Source organism: Streptosporangium fragile, assembly GCF_039534445.1.
Classification (GTDB): domain Bacteria; phylum Actinomycetota; class Actinomycetes; order Streptosporangiales; family Streptosporangiaceae; genus Streptosporangium; species Streptosporangium fragile.
This window is the reverse complement of sequence record NZ_BAAAVI010000110.1, coordinates 1-17637: the sequence shown is the minus strand read 5'-3', so window position 1 is coordinate 17637 and position 17637 is coordinate 1. Positions and strand designations below refer to the sequence as shown.

Annotated in this window: 15 protein-coding genes and 1 pseudogene; 10 read left to right on the top strand and 6 right to left on the bottom strand. The window is 73.0% G+C overall.

Annotated elements, in window-relative coordinates:
* Positions 1–743: dienelactone hydrolase family protein (locus tag ABD841_RS38310; protein ID WP_344981956.1), on the top strand; the 743-nt coding region annotated here is incomplete at its 5' end.
* Between the two features lie 137 nt (positions 744–880).
* Here the strand turns inward: ABD841_RS38310 and ABD841_RS38305 are convergent.
* The 3 genes from ABD841_RS38305 to ABD841_RS38295 form a co-directional block, all read right to left on the bottom strand.
* A complete protein-coding gene (locus tag ABD841_RS38305; RefSeq protein WP_344981955.1) occupies positions 881–1375 on the bottom strand; it encodes a flavin reductase family protein in 495 nt (164 codons plus the stop codon).
* A 9-nt stretch (positions 1376–1384) separates the two neighbouring features.
* On the bottom strand, positions 1385–2608 hold the full coding sequence (locus ABD841_RS38300; RefSeq protein ID WP_344981954.1) for a styrene monooxygenase/indole monooxygenase family protein: 1224 nt from the start codon (positions 2606–2608) through the stop codon (positions 1385–1387).
* Between the two features lie 201 nt (positions 2609–2809).
* A complete protein-coding gene (locus ABD841_RS38295; RefSeq protein WP_344981953.1) occupies positions 2810–3802 on the bottom strand; it encodes an AraC family transcriptional regulator in 993 nt (330 codons plus the stop codon).
* A gap of 428 nt (positions 3803–4230) precedes the next feature.
* On the opposite strand from ABD841_RS38295, the gene ABD841_RS38290 reads away from it, so the two are divergent.
* The 3 genes from ABD841_RS38290 (at position 4231) to ABD841_RS38280 (ending at position 8278) form a co-directional block, all read left to right on the top strand.
* Positions 4231–4767: a hypothetical protein gene (locus ABD841_RS38290; RefSeq protein WP_344981952.1), complete on the top strand. Its 537-nt coding sequence runs from the start codon at positions 4231–4233 to the stop codon at positions 4765–4767.
* A 366-nt stretch (positions 4768–5133) separates the two neighbouring features.
* Entirely contained in the window at positions 5134–7077 is a 1944-nt protein-coding gene (locus ABD841_RS38285; RefSeq protein WP_344981951.1) for a hypothetical protein, read from the top strand.
* 175 nt (positions 7078–7252) lie between these two features.
* A complete protein-coding gene (locus ABD841_RS38280; protein ID WP_344981950.1) occupies positions 7253–8278 on the top strand; it encodes an aldo/keto reductase in 1026 nt (341 codons plus the stop codon).
* 270 nt (positions 8279–8548) lie between these two features.
* Here the strand turns inward: ABD841_RS38280 and ABD841_RS41030 are convergent.
* Positions 8549–8761: pseudogene (locus tag ABD841_RS41030) on the bottom strand (transposase); the annotation flags it as partial.
* Positions 8762–8830: 69 nt separating this feature from the next.
* Complete coding sequence (locus ABD841_RS38275; protein WP_344981957.1) at positions 8831–10477, bottom strand: carboxylesterase/lipase family protein; 1647 nt, start codon at positions 10475–10477, stop codon at positions 8831–8833.
* A gap of 105 nt (positions 10478–10582) precedes the next feature.
* Between ABD841_RS38275 and ABD841_RS38270 the strand changes: the two genes are divergently transcribed.
* From ABD841_RS38270 to ABD841_RS38240, 6 genes are all read left to right on the top strand, one after another.
* A complete protein-coding gene (locus ABD841_RS38270; protein WP_344981949.1) occupies positions 10583–10993 on the top strand; it encodes a winged helix-turn-helix transcriptional regulator in 411 nt (136 codons plus the stop codon).
* Between the two features lie 114 nt (positions 10994–11107).
* Positions 11108–11563, top strand: coding sequence for a DUF4190 domain-containing protein (locus ABD841_RS41025; RefSeq protein WP_425582113.1), 456 nt, complete (start codon positions 11108–11110; stop codon positions 11561–11563).
* Positions 11564–12388: 825 nt separating this feature from the next.
* Positions 12389–12631, top strand: coding sequence for a hypothetical protein (locus tag ABD841_RS38255; RefSeq protein WP_344981958.1), 243 nt, complete (start codon positions 12389–12391; stop codon positions 12629–12631).
* 119 nt (positions 12632–12750) lie between these two features.
* On the top strand, positions 12751–12984 hold the full coding sequence (locus ABD841_RS38250; RefSeq protein WP_344981947.1) for a zinc-ribbon domain-containing protein: 234 nt from the start codon (positions 12751–12753) through the stop codon (positions 12982–12984).
* Between the two features lie 362 nt (positions 12985–13346).
* Entirely contained in the window at positions 13347–14525 is a 1179-nt protein-coding gene (locus tag ABD841_RS38245; protein WP_344981946.1) for a monooxygenase, read from the top strand.
* Positions 14526–14758: 233 nt separating this feature from the next.
* Positions 14759–15868, top strand: coding sequence for a winged helix DNA-binding domain-containing protein (locus tag ABD841_RS38240; RefSeq protein WP_344981945.1), 1110 nt, complete (start codon positions 14759–14761; stop codon positions 15866–15868).
* A 235-nt stretch (positions 15869–16103) separates the two neighbouring features.
* Here the strand turns inward: ABD841_RS38240 and ABD841_RS38235 are convergent.
* Positions 16104–17637: hypothetical protein (locus ABD841_RS38235; RefSeq protein WP_344981944.1), on the bottom strand; the 1534-nt coding region annotated here is incomplete at its 5' end.

Below are 17637 nucleotides of genomic sequence, written 5' to 3'. Positions count from 1 at the left end.
CGCCGGGCACGCCGTCCGGCGCCGCGGCGCCCGCCGCCTCGCCCGCCGGGCCGTCCCCGTTGCCCACCGAGGGGATCGTCTTCCCCGGCCCGGAGGAGAACGTGACGCTCCGGGGCGCCTGGGCCGCGGCCCCGGACCCGCGCGGCGCGGTGCTGGTCATCCACGAGAACCGGGGGCTGAACGACCACACCCGTTCGGTGGCCGGGCGCCTGGCGGCCAGCGGTTACTCCGCGCTCGCCCTGGACCTGCTCTCGCGGGAGGGCGGGACCGACTCCTTCGGCGACACGGCCGAGGTCACCGCCGCCCTGGGCGGCATCCCGCAGGACCACTTCGCCGCGGACATGAAGGCCGCCCTCGACGAGTTGGAGCGGCGGGTCCCCGGCGCGAAACTGGGGGCGATCGGCTTCTGCTTCGGCGGGGGCATGACCTGGCTGCTGCTCTCCTCCGACGAGCCGCGCCTGGCGGCGGCCGCCCCGTTCTACGGCCCGCTGCCCGACGACGCCGACTTCACCGGCTCCAGGGCCGCGGTCCTCGCCGTCTACGCCGAACTGGACAGCCGGGTCAACGCCACCCGGGACAAGGCCAAGGCGGCACTGGAACGGGCGGGCCTGGAGCACGAGATCGTGACGTTCCCCGGCGTCGACCACGCCTTCTTCAACGACACCGGCCCGCGGTACGACGCCGGGGCCGCGGCCCAGGCCTACCAGCGCGTCCTCGACTGGTTCGGCCGCCACCTGACCTGACCTCCTCGACCGGTCCGACCACCTGACCCGACCTCCTCGACTGGGCCGGCTGCCACCTGACCCGGCCTCCTCCCCGGGAGGACGCGACCGGTCCGGGCGCCGCCCGGCCCGAGCCCCACGGCGGCGCACCGGCCGGGTCACGCGCCGACCCGGGCCACCTCCCGCTCGGGCGGGGAGAACTCCCGGTAGCCGCCGGAGTGGAAGACCAGCGGATCGCCGTCCGAGCACTCGAAGTGCTCGATCTCGCCGACGAAGATGACGTGGTCGCCGCCGTCGTACGTGGCCGCCGTACGGCAGGTGAAGCGGGCCAGGGTCCCGGCCAGCACCGGCACGCCGCCGGGGCCGGGGCGGGTCTCCACCCCGGCGAACTTGTCGGGCAGCGGTGTCGCGAACCGCCGCGACAGGTGCTCCTGGTCCGCGGCCAGGACGTTGACGGCGAACCGGCCGGCGGCGAGGAAGGCCGGCGCGCTGGGAGCGCGCCGGGACAGGCACCACAGGACCAGCGGCGGATCGAGCGAGACCGAGGTGAAGGAGTTGACGGTGACCCCGGCCCGGCCGCCCTCCGGGAGGGCCGTGGTGACCACCGCGACCCCGGTCGCGTACCGCCCGAGGGCCTCACGCAGAGATCTCATGGCGTCCCCTCAGCCTTCCACCCGGGCGAGGTACTCGTCCGCCCCCGCCGGGTCCGTGAACCAGCCGGCGTAGTCCGCCGGGTCGTCGAAGCCGTTGACGAAGCGGGACGCCACCTCGGGCAGCCGTTCCGCGGCGGCCAGGATCCGCAGCACGTGCGGCGGCGGAGGCGCCAGAAGCATGTTCGTCCAGGTCGTGACATGCCGGGCGTCCTCCCAGTAGCGCGCGAAGGTCCGCTCCATCCACGCCGCGTCGAACGACTGCTCGCCGCGCTCCAGGATGGCGGCCAGGTAGGAGGCCGCGCACTTGGCGGCGTTGTTGGCGCCCTGCCCGGTGATCGGATCGTTGAGCACCACCACGTCGGCCGCGCCCAGGACCGGGGCGCCGGAGGGCAGCGTCGCCACGGGCCTGCGCACGACGGGGGTGAAGCGTCCCGACAGGACGCCGCCCTCGTCGGTGAGCTCGACGCCCTCGCACCGCTCCGCCTCCCAGGGCAGGAAGGTCTCCAGGATCCACCGGCTCCTGGCCAGGTGCTCGGCCGGGGTGCGGACGTCCGACCAGCAGTCCATCGGCCCGCCCGGCAGCCCCTCGAAGACCATGATCTCGCAGGGGCCGGTGACGGTGAGCGCGGGGAAGACGAAGTACTCGCCGACCCCGGGGATCAGGTTGAAGCACACCGCGGAGTGCCCTGGCCGCGGTGCGAGGCCGGTGACGTAGGTGAGAGCCAGGGCCCGCTGCGGGGCGCGGTACGGCGAGCGCGGCAGGTCGCGCTCGAAGATCGAGGCGAGCGGCCCCTTGCCGGCGGCGACCAGGACCAGGTCGTACTGGGCAGCGTAGGCTTCCAGATCGTCCACGGTCGCGTCATGGATGATGATCTTGCCGCCGAGCCGTTCCACCTCCGCCATCCAGGCCGGCATCTTCAGCCGCTGGTCGACCGAGCGGGCGGGGGTGTCGAGCCGGGCGGCCCAGCGGATCGCCGCCTCACCGCCGGGTCCGGCCACCGCGACCTGCATCCCCTCGATCGGGGGGCAGTCACCGGCCCACAGGTCCAGCCCGAGGGCGCGCTCGTGGCCGAGGGCCGTACCGAACATGGCCTGGCCTGACATGACCCGGCCGTCACGGATGTCTTCCGGCGTCCGGTTGGAGACCACGGTGACGTCGTAACCGTTCCGAAGCAGGCCGAGAGCGAGGTGGAGACCGGCCTGGCCTGCGCCGACGACAAGGATTCTACGCATGGTTGTATGCCCTTTCTCGGGAGTTCTGCGGTGGATTGATCGATCGGCGCCTGATGAAAAGGTACGGCGGGCCCCACCGCACGAGCCATCCGCTCAGCGCGGGTTCCATCCATTTGGCGCGAGCGACGGCGACAGCCACGGAAAGCCCGTGGGGGACCAACACCCACGGCATCGGACCGCGGAGAACCGGCGTGGGCGGCGTCAGCAGCCGCGGAGGGTACGGGAAGGCGCCTGACCGTGGCGCTCGCGGTAGAGCGCGGCGAACCGCCCCTGGTGGAGGAAGCCCCACCGCGCCGCCACACCCGTCACGGTGCACCGGGCGGGGTCACCGGCCGCCAGTTCCTCGTGAACCCGGTCGAGGCGCACGTCCCGGAGGTAGGCCATCGGGGTCAGGCCGAGGTGGCGGCGGAAACCCTCCTGGAGGGACCTGCCGCTGACCGCCACGGCACGCGCGATCTCCTCGGTGGTCAGCGGCAGGTCGGCGTGGCTCTCGATGAACTCCATCGCCCGGCGCACGACCTTGGGCAGGGCGGGGGGCCGGGGGGCGCACAGCCGCTCCCGGTAGTTGGACGGCTGTTCGGTGAGGAGCGAGGTGAGCAGGGCGTTCTCCAGGTGGGCGACGGCCAGTGGTTGCGCGGCGAGCCCGTCGTCGTGGTCGGCCTCTCCGACGACGAGGTCGACCATCGCCCGCCAGGCCCGCACCCAGCCCGAGGTCATGTCCATGCCCAGGTCGAAGACGACCGGCTGGTCGAGCCGCTCCCCGAGCATCACCTCCAGCGCGCCCTCGACGGCGGACCGGTCGAACTTGACGATCAGCTGCGGGCAGCCCGCCTCCCAGCGCATGTCGAGGTGCTGCGACGGTGACGGCAGGGAGGCCAGTCGAGGGGTCGAGACGATCTCCTGGCCGCCGCACCGGATGAGGCTCCGCCCGGCCAGCGGGATCTGCACCAGGAAGAAGGACTCCAGCTCGCCCGGTTCGATGCGGACGGCGGCCCCGTAGTCCAGGTAGTTCACCCGCAGGCCGCCCAGCCGGGCCGAGTTGAGCCGCGCGGCCAGGCCCGGCGCGCCCCCGGTGAGCTCCAGCCGGTGCGGGCAGAACACCGCGGAGACCCGCGCGCGGGCCTCGTCGAGATCTTCGGTGTCGAGAAGCGGCCTGTTGCCGAGCGGGATCCGCTGCTCCCGTACCTGTCCCATCGACGCTCCCACCCTCGGGTGCCCATCGCACGCGCGGCAGGGCGAGGTCGCGCCCGGCCGGTCTCGCGATGGTCCCTGGCCGGGGCCCGGCCTACCACGGAGAAATACACACACGGACCGTGGAGGGCGGGGTCCGGGCGGGGCCGTCCGGGCCGGTTCGGGACGCCCGCGGATGTCCGTGCCGGGCCACGGGTCCGCGCACGGCCGGGAGCCGCACAGGTGGGGGGCCGCAGGGCTGGGGGCGGACCACGGGTCCGCGCGCGGCTTTCCGAGGCGGGCCGCAGATTCGCACGCGACCGCCCGGGGCGGCCTCCACCCGGCCCGACCTGGGCGAACAGCCGGGACCTCCGGGCGGCGAGGCTCCACCGGATGCGGCGGGCGGGCTGGTAGGTGTGGTGCTGTCCTGTTTCCCAGCCGCGAGTGAGACCATGCCCGACCGCGCCGATCGTCCCCGGCCCCGTGCGTCCCGGGCCGCGCTGCGCCGGTTGCTGCGCCGGCCGCCCGAGCGGCTGCTGTCCGGCGGCGTCTACGGTGCCGTCCTGGCCAGTAGCCTGGTGGCCGCCCTGGATCAGGAGGACGCCGCGCCCGATCCCGGTTACGACGCGGTGTGGGTGCTGATCCCCGCGGTGGCGGCGGCCGTCGCCCACGGCTACGCGCACGCGGTGGCCCACCACACCGCGACCGGGGGGACGACCGCGCAGACGATGCGCTCGGTGCTCGGCGAGTGGCCGCTGGTCGCGGCCGCCCTGCCCGCCGTGGCCGCGCTCCTGGGCGCCTACGCGGGCTGGTGGCACGCCGGCACCGGCGCCAACGTCGTCCTGGTGATCAACGCGATGATCCTGTTCTGCCTCGGGACGTGGGCCTCCCGGGCGGCCCGCACCTCCTGGGCGGCCGCCTGGCGGGTGGGGGGCATCTACATGCTGCTGGGACTGGTGATCGCCCTCGCGAACACCTACCTGGAGTAGAAACCGGCGCGGACCGGCCTGCGGCCGCGTCACGCTGTGTAATGGCCGTTCTTCAGTAATGCGCATTAGTGCGTACGGACCACCATCCTGCAAGCGCGGGCCGGATCCTGTCAAGGCCTTCTCGCGGCACCCGGCCGTTCTACGATTTACCCGGACTAATTGGCATTAGCATCTTGACGCGCCATCGGCGTTGGGCCGAATCTTTGCGGTCATAGAGCAGCGCTCACCATCACCCACGGTGAACGTTACCGCGAAGCGCGGCCGACGGCGGGCCTCCCCCGGGACGCCCCCGCTCCCCCGCCCCTCGCGTGACCACCGTGCCGATGGCGAGCCCGCGTCCCCCAGCCCCCCGAGGAGTGAGCCCCCGTGATCCACGGCCACCCCGTCCCCCGTCCCCAGCTCAGCCGCCGGCGCCTGCTGGCAGTCGCCGGCGCCGCGGCGCTGCTCGCCGCCCTGCCGGGAGCCCCCGCTCTCGCCCGCGCCCGCGCGGCCGGGCTGCCGGACCTGACCCCGCTGCCGCCGGGGGCGCCCGACCGGAAGCTGTTCACCCCGGTGGAGCAGCGCCACGCGCCGTACCTGGTGATGCTCGCCCCGATGGTCAACGACATCGAGGACGCCGACCCCGGCACGATCGGCTTCTTCAAGGGCGGCTGGTGGCGCAGCCCGGCGGCACCGTACAACGCCCGCGTGCAGGAACACGTCTACACGCTGAGCTGGTTCCACACCAACCAGCGGCCGTGGAACCCCTACGCGGGCGACCCCGCGCTGCTCGCGGCCCTGGACGCGGCGCTGGGACACTACCTCCGGCTGCAGCACGAGGACGGGGCCTGGCCGGAGTACAGGCGCGACGAGCACGCCATGGCCGCGACCGGCTTCGGCATGGGCTACCTCGCCAAAACCCTGGAGTTGCTGCGGCGCTCCGGGACGCTTCCGGAGCGCCAGGCCCAGATCCGGGCGGCGCTGCACAAGGGGATGACCTGGTTCCTGGACCTCGGCAACACCAAGGTCTGGCAGTCGCGGCTGGTGTACGCCAACCAGACCTCCTCCGGCCTGGCGGGCGCGGCGCTCGCCCTGAAGCTCGACCCCGACGACGAGCTGCGCGGACGCCTCAGCGAGGCGGTCAAGCAGCTGGCGGCGCGCGGGCAGAGCCCGTCGGGATACTTCTACGAGCTGTCCGGCAGCGACATGAACTACAACTTCGAGGTCATGCTGCCGGAGATGGCCGAGACCTACCACCTGACGGGCGACCCGACGCTGGTCTCGATGGCGCGGAAGTTCACCGACTGGCTCGGCTACAACCTGGTCCGCGAGCCGGACGGCTCCGGCTACATCGTCAACGTCGCCCCGTCGACGCGCACCAGCGCCCGCTTCTACGACGAGGTACGCCCCGACCCGGACCGCACCGCCCTCAACTCGCTGTTCGTCCCGGAGGTGCCGCAGCTGGGCGCGTTCATGAGCTCGCGGGAGGACCTCGCCGCGGCGCGCGCCGCCTGGGCCGCCGACACCGCGCCGATCGTCCCGCCGGCCAAGGGCGACACCTCTCCGCGCATCCTCTCCCACGGCATCTACGGCGAGCGGTTCCCGCGCCGGCACCGGCGGGCCGTGGCCATCGCCTCGCTGCCGTACCTGAGGAAGCGGTCCTTCACGGAGCTCCGGAGCGACCTGGGGCAGGACCACGTGTTCGTCCGCCGTCCCGGCCTCTACCTGGGCGGCCACTTCGGCACCCGGGCGACGTCGACGGTGCGCACCGGCCTGACCTTCCTGTGGCATCCCGAGGCGGGCATGGTCGTGCACTCGCTGAACGACAACAACCAGGGGTGCTGGGCGACGGTCCCGGCCGGCGGCCGGCCGGACGCCGACGGCGTCCTGCCCGCCGAGTACTTCGACGGCGAGCCGGGCGGCACGGCGTGGACCGGGCACCACCGCGGGCACGACAAGCCGTTCGGCATCCGCTACCGCACCCCCGACTCGTCGGTGCGCACCGAGGTGACCGTAACCCGCGACGCCGTGCGCCGGGTGGTCACCACGACCTCCCCGGCGACCGAGCAGATCCCGCTCATCCTGCACCCCACCGACCGGCTGACCTTCACCGACGGCACCGCCGCCGCGTACCGGGCCAACACCTCCGCGACCGCCGACGGGCTGGACCTGCGGCGCGGCGACGTCGTCGTACGAATCCGCTGGGGGACGGCGCGCCCCGCCGTGCTGCGGTACGGCTCCTCGACCTACCTCCGCGACGCCAAGCGGTTGATCCACGTGCTGCGCATCCCGCACGAGAGCGGCATCGACGTCACGATCTCGTTCGGCTGAGCCGTTCCCCGGTCCGGCGCGCCGGACCGGGCTCCGTTCCCCTGACCCGGACGCACCACACCGGACCCCCTCCCATGATCCGGACATATCGGGCCGGTCTCCGCTCCCCCGGTCCGGGCCGGCGCACCGGAACCCGGCGGGGGACACCCGGCGGCGGCCTGGCAGGATCCTCCCCGTGAACCATCGCACGCTTGGCCGCACCGGCATCCAGGTCAGCCCCCTCTGCCTCGGCACGATGATGTTCGGGGCGTGGGGGAACACCGACTACGACGAGTGCGAGCGCATCGTCGGCACCGCGCTCGACGCGGGCGTCAACTTCATCGACACCGCCGACGTCTACGCGTTCGGCGAGAGCGAGACGATCCTCGGCAAGGCCATCAGGGGCCGCAGGGACGAGATCGTGCTGGCGACGAAATTCCACAACCCGATGGGCGACTCCCCCAACCGCCGCGGCAACTCCCGCCGCTGGATCATGCAGGCCGTCGAGGACAGCCTGCGCCGCCTCGACACCGACTGGATCGACCTGTACCAGGTCCACCGGCCCGACCCGCACACCGACATCGACGAGACCCTGGGAGCCCTGTCCGATCTCGTGCACCAGGGCAAGGTCCGGGCGATCGGCACCTCCTCCTTCCCCGCCGAGGAGATCGTCGAGGCCCAGTGGGTGTCGGAGCGCCGCCGGCGGGAGCGGTTCTCGACCGAGCAGCCGTCGTACTCGATCCTCGCCCGGCACGCCGAGGCCGCGGTGCTGCCGGTGGCCGAGCGCTACAACCTCGGGGTGCTCGTCTGGAGCCCGCTGAACGGCGGCTGGCTGACCGGCAAGTACCGGCGCGACGCGCCGCTGCCCGCCGACTCCCGGGCCGCGCGCAACGGCGACCACTTCGACTTCAGGGCCGAGGAGATCCGCGCCCGCAAGCTCGACGTGGTGGAGAAGCTGGCCGAACTGGCCGCCGAGGCGGGCATCTCGATGATCCACCTGGCCCTGGGGTTCGTGCTCTCCCACCGGGCCGTCACCTCCGCGGTGATCGGCCCGCGCACGCTGGAGCAGCTCACCGGCCAGCTGGGCGCCGACGAGGTGCGGCTCTCGCCGGACCTCCTCGACGCGATCGACGCCCTGGTGCCCCCGGGGACGAACATCGGCCCCGGAGACGTCGGTTACGTCCCCCCGGCCCTGGCCGACCCCGCCCTGCGCCGCCGCTGACCGGCGCGGCGCCCCGCCCCGATCCGAGACGCTGTTGACGAATCCGTTCTGCTGCGTCAAGCGGCAGAACGGAGAGCCGCAAAGCGAGAGGCGTAGCCCCTTTTCCTGTTCGGCGGCCTCTTCCAGCGCAGTGATCGGCTCGCCGTCCAGGACCATCCCGGCGGCGTGGTGATGCGCCCGGGCCGTGGTGGAGTCCACGCTGACCAGGTCGAGGCCGGCCTGCCCACGGGCCGCGGCCCCGGCGATCATCGCCTTCGTCAGCTCCTCGAAGACGCCCGCCGTGGCCCACGACCGGAACCTGTCGTACACCATGGACCAGGGCCCGTACCCGGCGGGCGGATCCCGCCACGGACTGCCGGTGCGAAACCGCCACATCACGGCGTTGAACTGCTGCCGCAGGTCCGGGATCGGGCCTCGCTCGCCCAGGCGCAGGTGAGGCTCGACCAAGGACCATTCCTCATCGGTGAGGTCTCCACGCGCCATGGCGCCGGCCTACCAGGAGTGTGGGCCAACGCGCAGGTGAATCCCTCTGATTTCAACTCCATACGGGCCCTAACGGGCGGTGACGCGTCGCCGGAGGCGGCGGTAGTGGTCGTCGAGGAAGTCGAGCCGGTCGCGGTGGGACAGCTCCGCCTCGGCGACGCGGTCGGCGAAGTGCAGCGGCCTCGGCCGCTCCGGATCGAACGGCGACCAGGCGGGGCGTTCGCCGCGATCCGGGCCGCCACGGTCCGGACCCCCGCGGTTCGGGTCGCCGTGGTTCGGGTCGCCGCTCTCGGCGAAAGCCAGCCAGTAGGCCGACAGCGCGTCCGACAGGTCCCGGTCGACCCGGGTCCAGTGCCAGGGCCGGGCGTGCAGGTTGCGGAAGGCGTACGGGATCTCGCTGCCGTGGAAGGCGCGCGGATCACGCTCGGCGAGATCCGCGCCCGGCGGGATGGGCGGGACGCGCTCCCACTGGTAGAACCAGGTCATGCCGGGGTGCGTCGCGGCGTGCAGGCGGGCCCAGGTCCAGTTCTGCCAGCGGAAGATCCGGTCGCCGTTCGCCGTCGCCGTGGCGGCGAACGCCTCGTCGTCGGTGTCCGCCGGGTAGAGCCGCAGGAAGCGCTCGGCCAGCTCGCCGTACTCGGTGCGGGCGTCCGCCAGGTACGCCTCGACGGTGGGCAGGCCGGGCATGGAGGACGCCTCGTTGCCGGCGAACCCGGTGATGAGGGGAACGGGCGCCTGTTCACCCGCCGAGAAGGTCTCGTACGGGCTGCGCGGCAGCAGGTGCCCGTCCACGATGGGCCAGCAGGAGTCGAAGTCGCCGCGTCCGGCGGGGAACGGCAGCATGTCCATCCGGAACGGCCGGTCGGCGGGCAGGTGGACCGCCGCGAGCCGCTCGGGCGGAAGCCGGCGCAGATCCTCCGCCGACCTGGCGCCCAGCGCCGTGGCCAGCTTCTCGCCCGTGCGGTGCGCGGCGTCGAGGTCCTGCAACATGTCGTTGATGCCGACCGAGTCCGCGACGGGGCCGAAGAGCCCGGCGCTCTGCCCGATCGCGCGGTGGAACAGCCCCCGGGCCAGGGGGGAGGTCATCAGCGCGCTCACGCCGGCGGATCCGGCGGACAGGCCCCAGATCGTGACGCGGCCGGGGTCGCCGCCGAAGGCGGCGATGTTGTCGCGCACCCACTCCAGGGCGGCCACTTGGTCGAGCAGGCCGTAGTTGCCCGACGCGCCGTACGGGGCCTCCTCGGTCAGGCGGGGGTGGGCGAGGAACCCGAGGCGGCCGAGCCGGTAGTTGACGGTGACGACCACCGCACCGGCCCGCGCCAGCGCCTCGCCGTCGTAGATCGGCGTGCCGGAAGGGCTGTCGGAGGAGGACCCGAACAGGAAGGCGCCCAGGTGGAACCAGACCAGCACCGGCCGGGCCCCGGCCGGTTCGGCAGGGGCCCAGACGTTGAGGTAGAGGCAGTCCTCGCTCTGCGGCTGCGGCCCGCCGGAGTAGAGGGAGGTGCCCGGCAGCATCGGCTGCGGGGCGACCGGCCCGAACCGGGTCGCGGGCCGGACTCCCGCCCAGCTCCGCGCCGGGCGCGGCGCGCGCCAGCGCAGCGCCCCGACGGGCGGCTCGGCGTACGGGACGCCCTTGAACGAGCGCACGACCCCGTCCGCGCTCAGGGCGCCTTGGAGCGCCCCCTGTGCGACCGTGACCCGCACCTGCTCCGACATGGTGCTCACTGTCATCCTCTCGGTAACCAAAAGATACCTTGTTACCGTAAGAGACAGCCGCTTATCCTGGAAGAACGCACTTTTCCGGAACGAGGTAACGCACAGGTGACCGTATCGACAGCGCCGGACGCGCGGGGCGACCTCTTCGACCCCGCCTGCCCGACCCGGCAGATTCTCGACCGCCTCAGCGGCAAGTGGTCCTCCATGGTGATCAAGATCCTGGCGGAGGAGCCCGCCGGGGAGGTGCGCTTTGCCGACCTGCGCCGCCGCGTCCCCGGCATGTCGGCCAAGATGGCGGCACAGACCCTGAAGGAGCTCGAACGAGACGGCGTGGTGCTGCGCAGGGTCGAGGCGCTCACACCGCCTCGGGTGCACTACTCGCTGACGCCTCTGGGCGTATCCCTGGACGCCGCCCTGGCCCATCTCCGGGAGTGGGCCGAACTCCACGCCCACGCCGTCGACCGGGCCCGCACCGCCTACGACCGGTCGCACGACAACGGTGGAACCAACCCGTAGCCGAACCTGTCAGCCGGTCAAACGAAGATCGTAAAAGATCGGGCCAGGGCCCGTACGGACTTCGGATCCTCAGATGGGTTGAAGGCTTCGGATCCACAAGATGGCTCCACGTAGATGAAGGCCGGCGAGGTGACTCTCGGGTGTCTTGTCGAAGCGGAAGGCCGGCCCCGCCACTCCTTGATCCGATTGATACGGCGTTCCGCCGTGTTGCGCTGCCTGTACAGATCCGGATCATGGCTGACCGGGCGGCCACCCCGGGATCCGCGCTTCTTGCGGTTGGCCGGTTTCATCTCTTGCGGCATCACGAGCCCGCTCACCGTGATCTTCGGGCACGTGGCCCTCAACCAGATCCGGCGCGACCGCACCGACGGGCACGGCATGGCCATGGCCGGGGTCATCCCCGGCTGGATCCTGACCGGCCCACGGATGTTCGTCATCGACATGATCCACAAGTTCGGCGGCCTGATCCAGAATCCGATCGACCAGATTCTTGTCCTTCTCCGGCAGCATCGAATGACCGTGCGCCTGGTGGACCAGGGCGAGTATCCGTACCTTCGGGCACAACTTTGATCGCCAGGCTCCCCTTGGGGAACGCAGCCGTGCAACCTCTGCGGCGCCACCCAGGATCGGCTCGGACTCGACTTGGCGGGGCGACACCGACGATCGACCTTCGACAGGATCGGCAGAGAAGCGGGTCCATGATCAAACGTGCGACCGTGGACTCGCTTCATCTTTGGTCAATTTTTCAACAGCGTCCCGGGGGAAGGGCATTCGCACACCTGGAACCCCCATCGAGACGAGAAGTCAGACTTTCCGCCGAAGACATAAAGAAATTCATACCCAACTTTAGAGTGTGATTTAGAATGGCCGGGCACCACAGAGAAAAAACATGCAATTCCTGCAGGTCGGACTATTGCAATAATCCCCCAAAGTATCCCCGAACCAGATTGAAGCCCATTTTATTTTTATGTGCCGCAATGGATGGTATTGTTTCAACGGAAAGATCGAAAACTCAACCAGTTGGGGGTGTCATGCCTCTCCAGATCCTCCCGGTGAATCTTTGGCTGACCGGCCCTGGTGGCAGCCGGGGCAAGAGCCGGGGCGCCAGCCGCGGCAGCAGCCGGGGCACCAGCCGTAGCGCCAGCCGGGGCAGTCGAGGTCACTAGAACTGGTTCTCGTCGAAGCCCTGCACAGCCAGGCGGAACGTTCGATCACCTCGGTTGACCACTAACGACAGATCGGTCCCGGCTCCGGCGAGAAAGCCCGACACGATAAAACGCTCCCACCTTCCCAGAGGGACACCGTTGGCAAAGTAGATCAAAAAGCGGCGGCCCCATGATCACCCTTGTGATCATGGGGCCGCTCTTGTCGTTCTTGCTCCCGGATGGTGTCGCGGTGTCCCTGCGTTCGACTGGTCCAGGTCAGATCTCGGCGGCCACTCTGGCGGTGGCCCGTGCGGCCTTCCCCAAGGGAAGCATGGCGATCAGGATCCGCGACGAGCCGGGTGTGCTGTTCCCCGAAAGGACGTCACGCCTCGCGGCGATCCGCCCTGCCGCGTGGCGCAGCGATCAATTCGCCGACAGTGTCGATCCGAGGGGCGAGGCCGCCGTCGGCGCCGGACCGGGCCCCGGCGTGTGACGGTGCGGGGACAGCCGCCGTCCCCCGCCCGGACGGTCGCCGTCCCCCGCCCGGACGGTCGCCGTCTCCCCGGCCGGTGGGACCGCGCACGCGGGCCCGCCACGGGGTAGGGCTGGGGAATGCTGTTCATCTTCGGCCTTCGTACCGCCGTCCACCGGCTGGGGGCGTTGCCCCTGCGCTGCCCCGCCTGCGGGAACACCGCGGCGCAGGTCCTGTCGAGGCGGGTCACCAGGTTCAGCCTGTTCTTCGTCCCGCTCTTCCGCGTCCGTACGAGATACGGGATGCAGTGCACGTTCTGCGGGGCGTCGTACGACGTCCCCAAGGATGAGGCGGACCGCCTGGCGGCCCGCTGAGCGTCGCGCCCCTGCCGCGTCCCGCCCGGCGGAGAGGCTCAGGGCCGCTCCCGGACATGACCTTCTCCACCTTGCGCGGCCGCGCGGGCTCGACCCCCCTGACCTTCTGGTTCGCTGCCCGGACGGTACCCGAGGAGTAGGGGACCCTCCGCCCGGCGGAGGAGCGCTTTCGGCCGGGCGACCGATGGAAAGCCGCGTCGGGAGCGGGGAGCCTGGAAACCAGGATCCGGGCCGGAGTCCCACCCCCGCCGCGCGACGGCCGGGCGGAGACTTCCGGGGAGTAGGGGGTGGCCATGGGGAACGGGAAGCAAGAGACAGCCGTGGGGAGCGGAAGAGCGGTGTGGCCGGCACGGTGGCCGGGGATGGTGGCGACGGCGGTCGCCGCGCTGCTCCTGACGGGGGCGTGCGCGGCGCCGGAGCGCACCACCGCCTCCCCCGCGCCGACGGCGACGGCCACGGCGGGCACCGGGACGCATAGTGGGCACGGTGGGCACGGAGAGGTGGCCCCGCCGCCGAAGGCGGAGCCGCTGCGGCCCTCCGAGAGGTTCGTCACCCTGGAGCTGCCCGAGCCGTACACGCCGAAGGCCCCCGCAGGGGGGATCGACGAGTACCGTTGCTTCCTGATCGATCCGGAACTCACCGGCGGGGCGTTCCTCACCGGCAGCCAGTTCCTGCCGCAGAACACCGACCTCGTCCACCACGCGATCATCTTCCGGGTCGACCCGAAGGCGGCCAAGACGGCCGAGGAGTTCGACGCGCGCACGCCGGGCCAGGGATGGACGTGCTTCGGCGACGCGGGCATCGACGACGGCGACTGGGTCGGGCACTGGGCCCCGGGAGCCGACGAGACCCTGCTGGAACAGAAGGTCGGCTACCCGATGCCGGCCGGCAGCAAGCTGGTCATGCAGGTGCACTACAACCTGCTCGCCACCGGCGGCGGGGCCGGCGGCACCGACCGGTCCGGCATCCGGCTCCGGCTCGCCGACGGCACGGCGAACCTCGAACCCCTGGACACCGCGCAACTGCTCGCGCCGATCGAGCTGCCCTGCACGAGCCGCGAGTCCGGCCCGCTGTGCGACCGCGAGGCGGCGGTCCGCGACGTCGTCAAGCGCTTCGGGGAGCATGCCACGGGCATGGTCACCTGGCTCAACCAGATGTGCAACGGCGGGAAACCCCCGGTCGCCTCGCCCACCCAGCACTGCGACACGAAGATCGACACGGCCGGCACCGTCTACGCCACCGCCGGGCACATGCACCTGCTCGGACGCTCGATCAAGGTGGAGCTCAACCCCGGCACGCCCGACGCGCGCACCCTCCTCGACATCCCGGCCTACAACTTCGACGACCAGGCCATCCGCCCGCTCGCCGAGCCCGTCGCCGTGAAGGCCGGCGACACCTTCCGGGTGACCTGCACCCACGACGCCGGCCTCCGCGAGCGGCTCCCCGCGCTGCGTGACCTCCCGCCGCGCTACGTCGTCTGGGGTGAGGGCACCGCCGACGAGATGTGCCTGGGGCTGCTCGTCTGGGCGCCCCGCGCCTGACCCGGCCGCCAGCCCGGCCGCCAGCACGGCCGCGGCCGCCCCGCCGGCCCCGCCGCTCACGCGCCGAGCCGGGGCCCGGGGCGGCCGCGTTCGCGTCGCGGGCCACAGGGCTGGATGATGGTCGTCGAACGCCCGTCGCCACCCCGGCCGCGGGCGGACCACACCCCCGCCCGGATCGGTTCGCCGGAGGGTGTCGCCCGCCCCGCCGCTCCGCAGCCGATCGAGGAGACCGTTTGAAACTCACCTGGGATCACGTCCTCGCCTGGCGGATGCGCAGGCAGATGCTCGAGGAGCCGGAGACCGGCGATCCCGTGGCGATCGTGCGGCGCCTGTGCGGCGTGCAGGCCCAGGTCGCCTCCTCGGCGCGGACGGCCGTCGCGATCCGGCAGCGCGAGCCGCGGCCCGAGAGCGTGCGGGAGGCTCTGGAGAGCCGGGAACTGGTCAAGACCTGGGCGATGCGCGGCACCCTGCACCTGCTCCCCGTCGAGGAGGCCGCCGCCTACCTGAGCCTGCTGGCGGCGACCCGCAGCTGGGAGCGGAAGTCCTGGCAGCGCACCTTCGTCACCGCCGACCAGCTGGCGGCCATCGGCGAGGCCGCCCACCAGGCCCTCGACGGCAGGGTGCTCACCCGCGAGGAGCTGACCGCGCAGGTGATCGAGAAGACCGGTGACGAGAGCGTCGCCGAGCACCTCGGCTCCGGCTGGGGCGCGGTGCTCAAACCTCTGGCGTTCCAGGGGGTGCTCTGCCACGGGCCGGCCGACGGCGGCCGGGTGACCTTCACCCGGCCCGACACCCACCTGCCGGGCTGGCCCGGCATGCGGGACCCCGCGGAGGCGGCGGCCGTGGCGATCCCCGCCTACCTGGCGGCCTACGGGCCCGCGCCGATCGAGGCCTTCGACCAGTGGCTGTACCGCGGCGCCCTGAAGAAGGCCGACCTGCGCTCATGGGTCGCCGCGCTGGGCGACCGCCTCACGAAGGTCGAGATCGAGGGCCGGCAGGCCTACGCGCGGACCGAGGACCTCGACGACCTGGCCTCGGCCGGGCCCTCGGCCACGGTGCGCCTGCTGCCGGCCTTCGACCAGTACGTCCTGGGTCCCGGCACCGGGGACGCCGCGGTCGTTCCCCCCTCCCGGCGTGGGGAGGTCAGCAAGACGGCCGGATGGATCTCCCCGGTCGTGGTGAGCGGGGGCCGGGTCTGCGGCACCTGGACCGCCGAGGACGGCCTGCTGTCGGTCACCGTCTGGGCGGAGTGCGACGTCCCCCGCGCGGGGCTCCAGGCGGAGGCCGACCGGCTCGGGGATGTGCTCGGCGGTGATCTCACGCTGCGCGTCCGGACCGGCTGACGCGGGCCACGCGGGGCGCCGTACCGCGGGGCGCCCGGGCACGACGGGCCAGGGCGGCTGACACGTGTGCGGGACGGCCCGGGTTCCGCGCCCGGTCGTCCCCGCACGCCCCCGGGCCGGAGCCCCGGCGCTCCGCGCCCCGGCCGGGGTGGGCGTGCCGGCCGGGGATCGGATCTCGGCGGGTGCCGGTGTCGCGCCAGGACGCCCGGACCAGCGCCCGCCCGATCACGGCGAGTCAGCGGGTGCCGGTGTCGCGCCAGGACGCCCGGACCAGCGCCCGCTCGGTCGCGGTGAGATGGACGGCGGCGGCGAGCCATGCCCGGGCGTACCTGTCGGCATCGGAGTCGACCAGGCGTCCGAACACGTCGCGGGTGCGGCGGTCGGCCTCCTCGGTGACGACGGCGACCAGCGCGGCGGCGGTCTCGAACCCGGCGCGGCGGAGATGGGCCCGCCGGGCCGGCGAGTCACCGCCGCGACCGGACTCGGCGACCGCCCGCCGCCCGCCGGAGACGGCCAGCTCGACCAGGCGGCGCACCCGCCACAGCGGCGAGCCCGCCACCGGGTCCGCGTCGGCCTCGGCCCGCGTCTCCGTCCACGGCACGCACTCGTCACTCGGCGGCAGGTGGGAACCCTGCAGGCGGTCGTAGCCCAGGTCGGCCCGGCCCAGCCACCCGGCGGGCAGGCGCAGCGTGGGCCCCGGCCCCGGCACCGGGCCGACCGCGAGCGGGCGCAGGGTGGCGGCTCTCTCGGGATCCAGTCGGCCGACCACCCGCACCCGCATGCCGGGCCGGGAGGCGAGCTGCCGCAGGTTGGCGACGTGCGCCAGGTCGGGATGGGGGTTCGCCGGGACCAGCCGGATCAGCGGTCCACCGGCCCGCGTCTCCGGCCCGTCGGCGCCTCCGGGGGCACCGGAACCGCCTCCGGGGGTGGAAGGATCCGAACCTCCGCGGTCTCCGGGGCCCGCGCCGGGGAGCGTACCGCCGGAACGCGGCAGCTCCCGGGCGAGCACCCGGTCCCCTTCGGCACCGACGATCATCAGGTCGCATCCGACCGGCCGCTCCGCCGCCCCGGTGTCCTGCGGATCGCCCCACGGGTCGGCGGACAGCCTCTCGTCGGCGGCCTCGGCGACCGGGTGGGTGAACAGGGCCTCCAGCGGCCCGCCCGACCAGGGCAGGCCGGCGAGGGGGGTGGCCCGCACGCCCCGGCCCGCTCCCAGGCGGCCGTCCGGGGAGATCGTCGTGCCGGAGACCAGCAGCCCTCCGCGGGCCAGTCCGGCATGGGTCAGGGTGGCACCGCCGAGCGCCACCGCGGCGGTGCCGGCGCCGCGGGCACGGGACGGCCCCCCGGGCCTGACGTCCGCCACGGAGAACCAGCGCCCGTCTTCGGCGACAAGGTGGGTGACCACCCCGCCGTAACCGGTGGCGCTGATCACCGGCTCCCGGCAGATCCCGTAGACCCGTAGGCTCTCGCCCGGCCGGTAGGCGCGCCGCGCGACTCCCGCCAGGGCCGGATCGGGGTCGGCGGCGGCCAACCGGCCCGCAGTCAGCAGCAGCTCGCGAAGTGCGGAGACCAGGTCGGCGAGGCGGTGGCCGTCGTGACGGGCCCGGGCCGCGCGCAGGCCGCGGACGACGCGCAGGGCGGCGGCCTCGACCCTCGGCAGCCCGGCGACCCGGGAACTGTGCGCCGCGCGGAGCAGCTCGGCCTGCGGCACCGCCCCCGCTCCGGGCACCCCGGCCACGAGCACCGCCGCGGCCGCCCGCCACATGTCG

What these genes read in the sequence shown, in the direction of transcription:
- ABD841_RS38305 (WP_344981955.1), bottom strand. Translation starts at nt 1,375, where the DNA reads ATGAGATCTCTGCGTGAGGCCCTCGGGCGGTACGCGACCGGGGTCGCG.
- ABD841_RS38300 (WP_344981954.1), bottom strand. Translation starts at nt 2,608, where the DNA reads ATGCGTAGAATCCTTGTCGTCGGCGCAGGCCAGGCCGGTCTCCACCTC.
- ABD841_RS38295 (WP_344981953.1), bottom strand. Translation starts at nt 3,802, where the DNA reads ATGGGACAGGTACGGGAGCAGCGGATCCCGCTCGGCAACAGGCCGCTT.
- ABD841_RS38290 (WP_344981952.1), top strand. Translation starts at nt 4,231, where the DNA reads ATGCCCGACCGCGCCGATCGTCCCCGGCCCCGTGCGTCCCGGGCCGCG.
- ABD841_RS38275 (WP_344981957.1), bottom strand. Translation starts at nt 10,477, where the DNA reads ATGTCGGAGCAGGTGCGGGTCACGGTCGCACAGGGGGCGCTCCAAGGC.
- ABD841_RS41025 (WP_425582113.1), top strand. Translation starts at nt 11,108, where the DNA reads ATGAAGGCCGGCGAGGTGACTCTCGGGTGTCTTGTCGAAGCGGAAGGC.
- ABD841_RS38250 (WP_344981947.1), top strand. Translation starts at nt 12,751, where the DNA reads ATGCTGTTCATCTTCGGCCTTCGTACCGCCGTCCACCGGCTGGGGGCG.
- ABD841_RS38245 (WP_344981946.1), top strand. Translation starts at nt 13,347, where the DNA reads ATGGTGGCGACGGCGGTCGCCGCGCTGCTCCTGACGGGGGCGTGCGCG.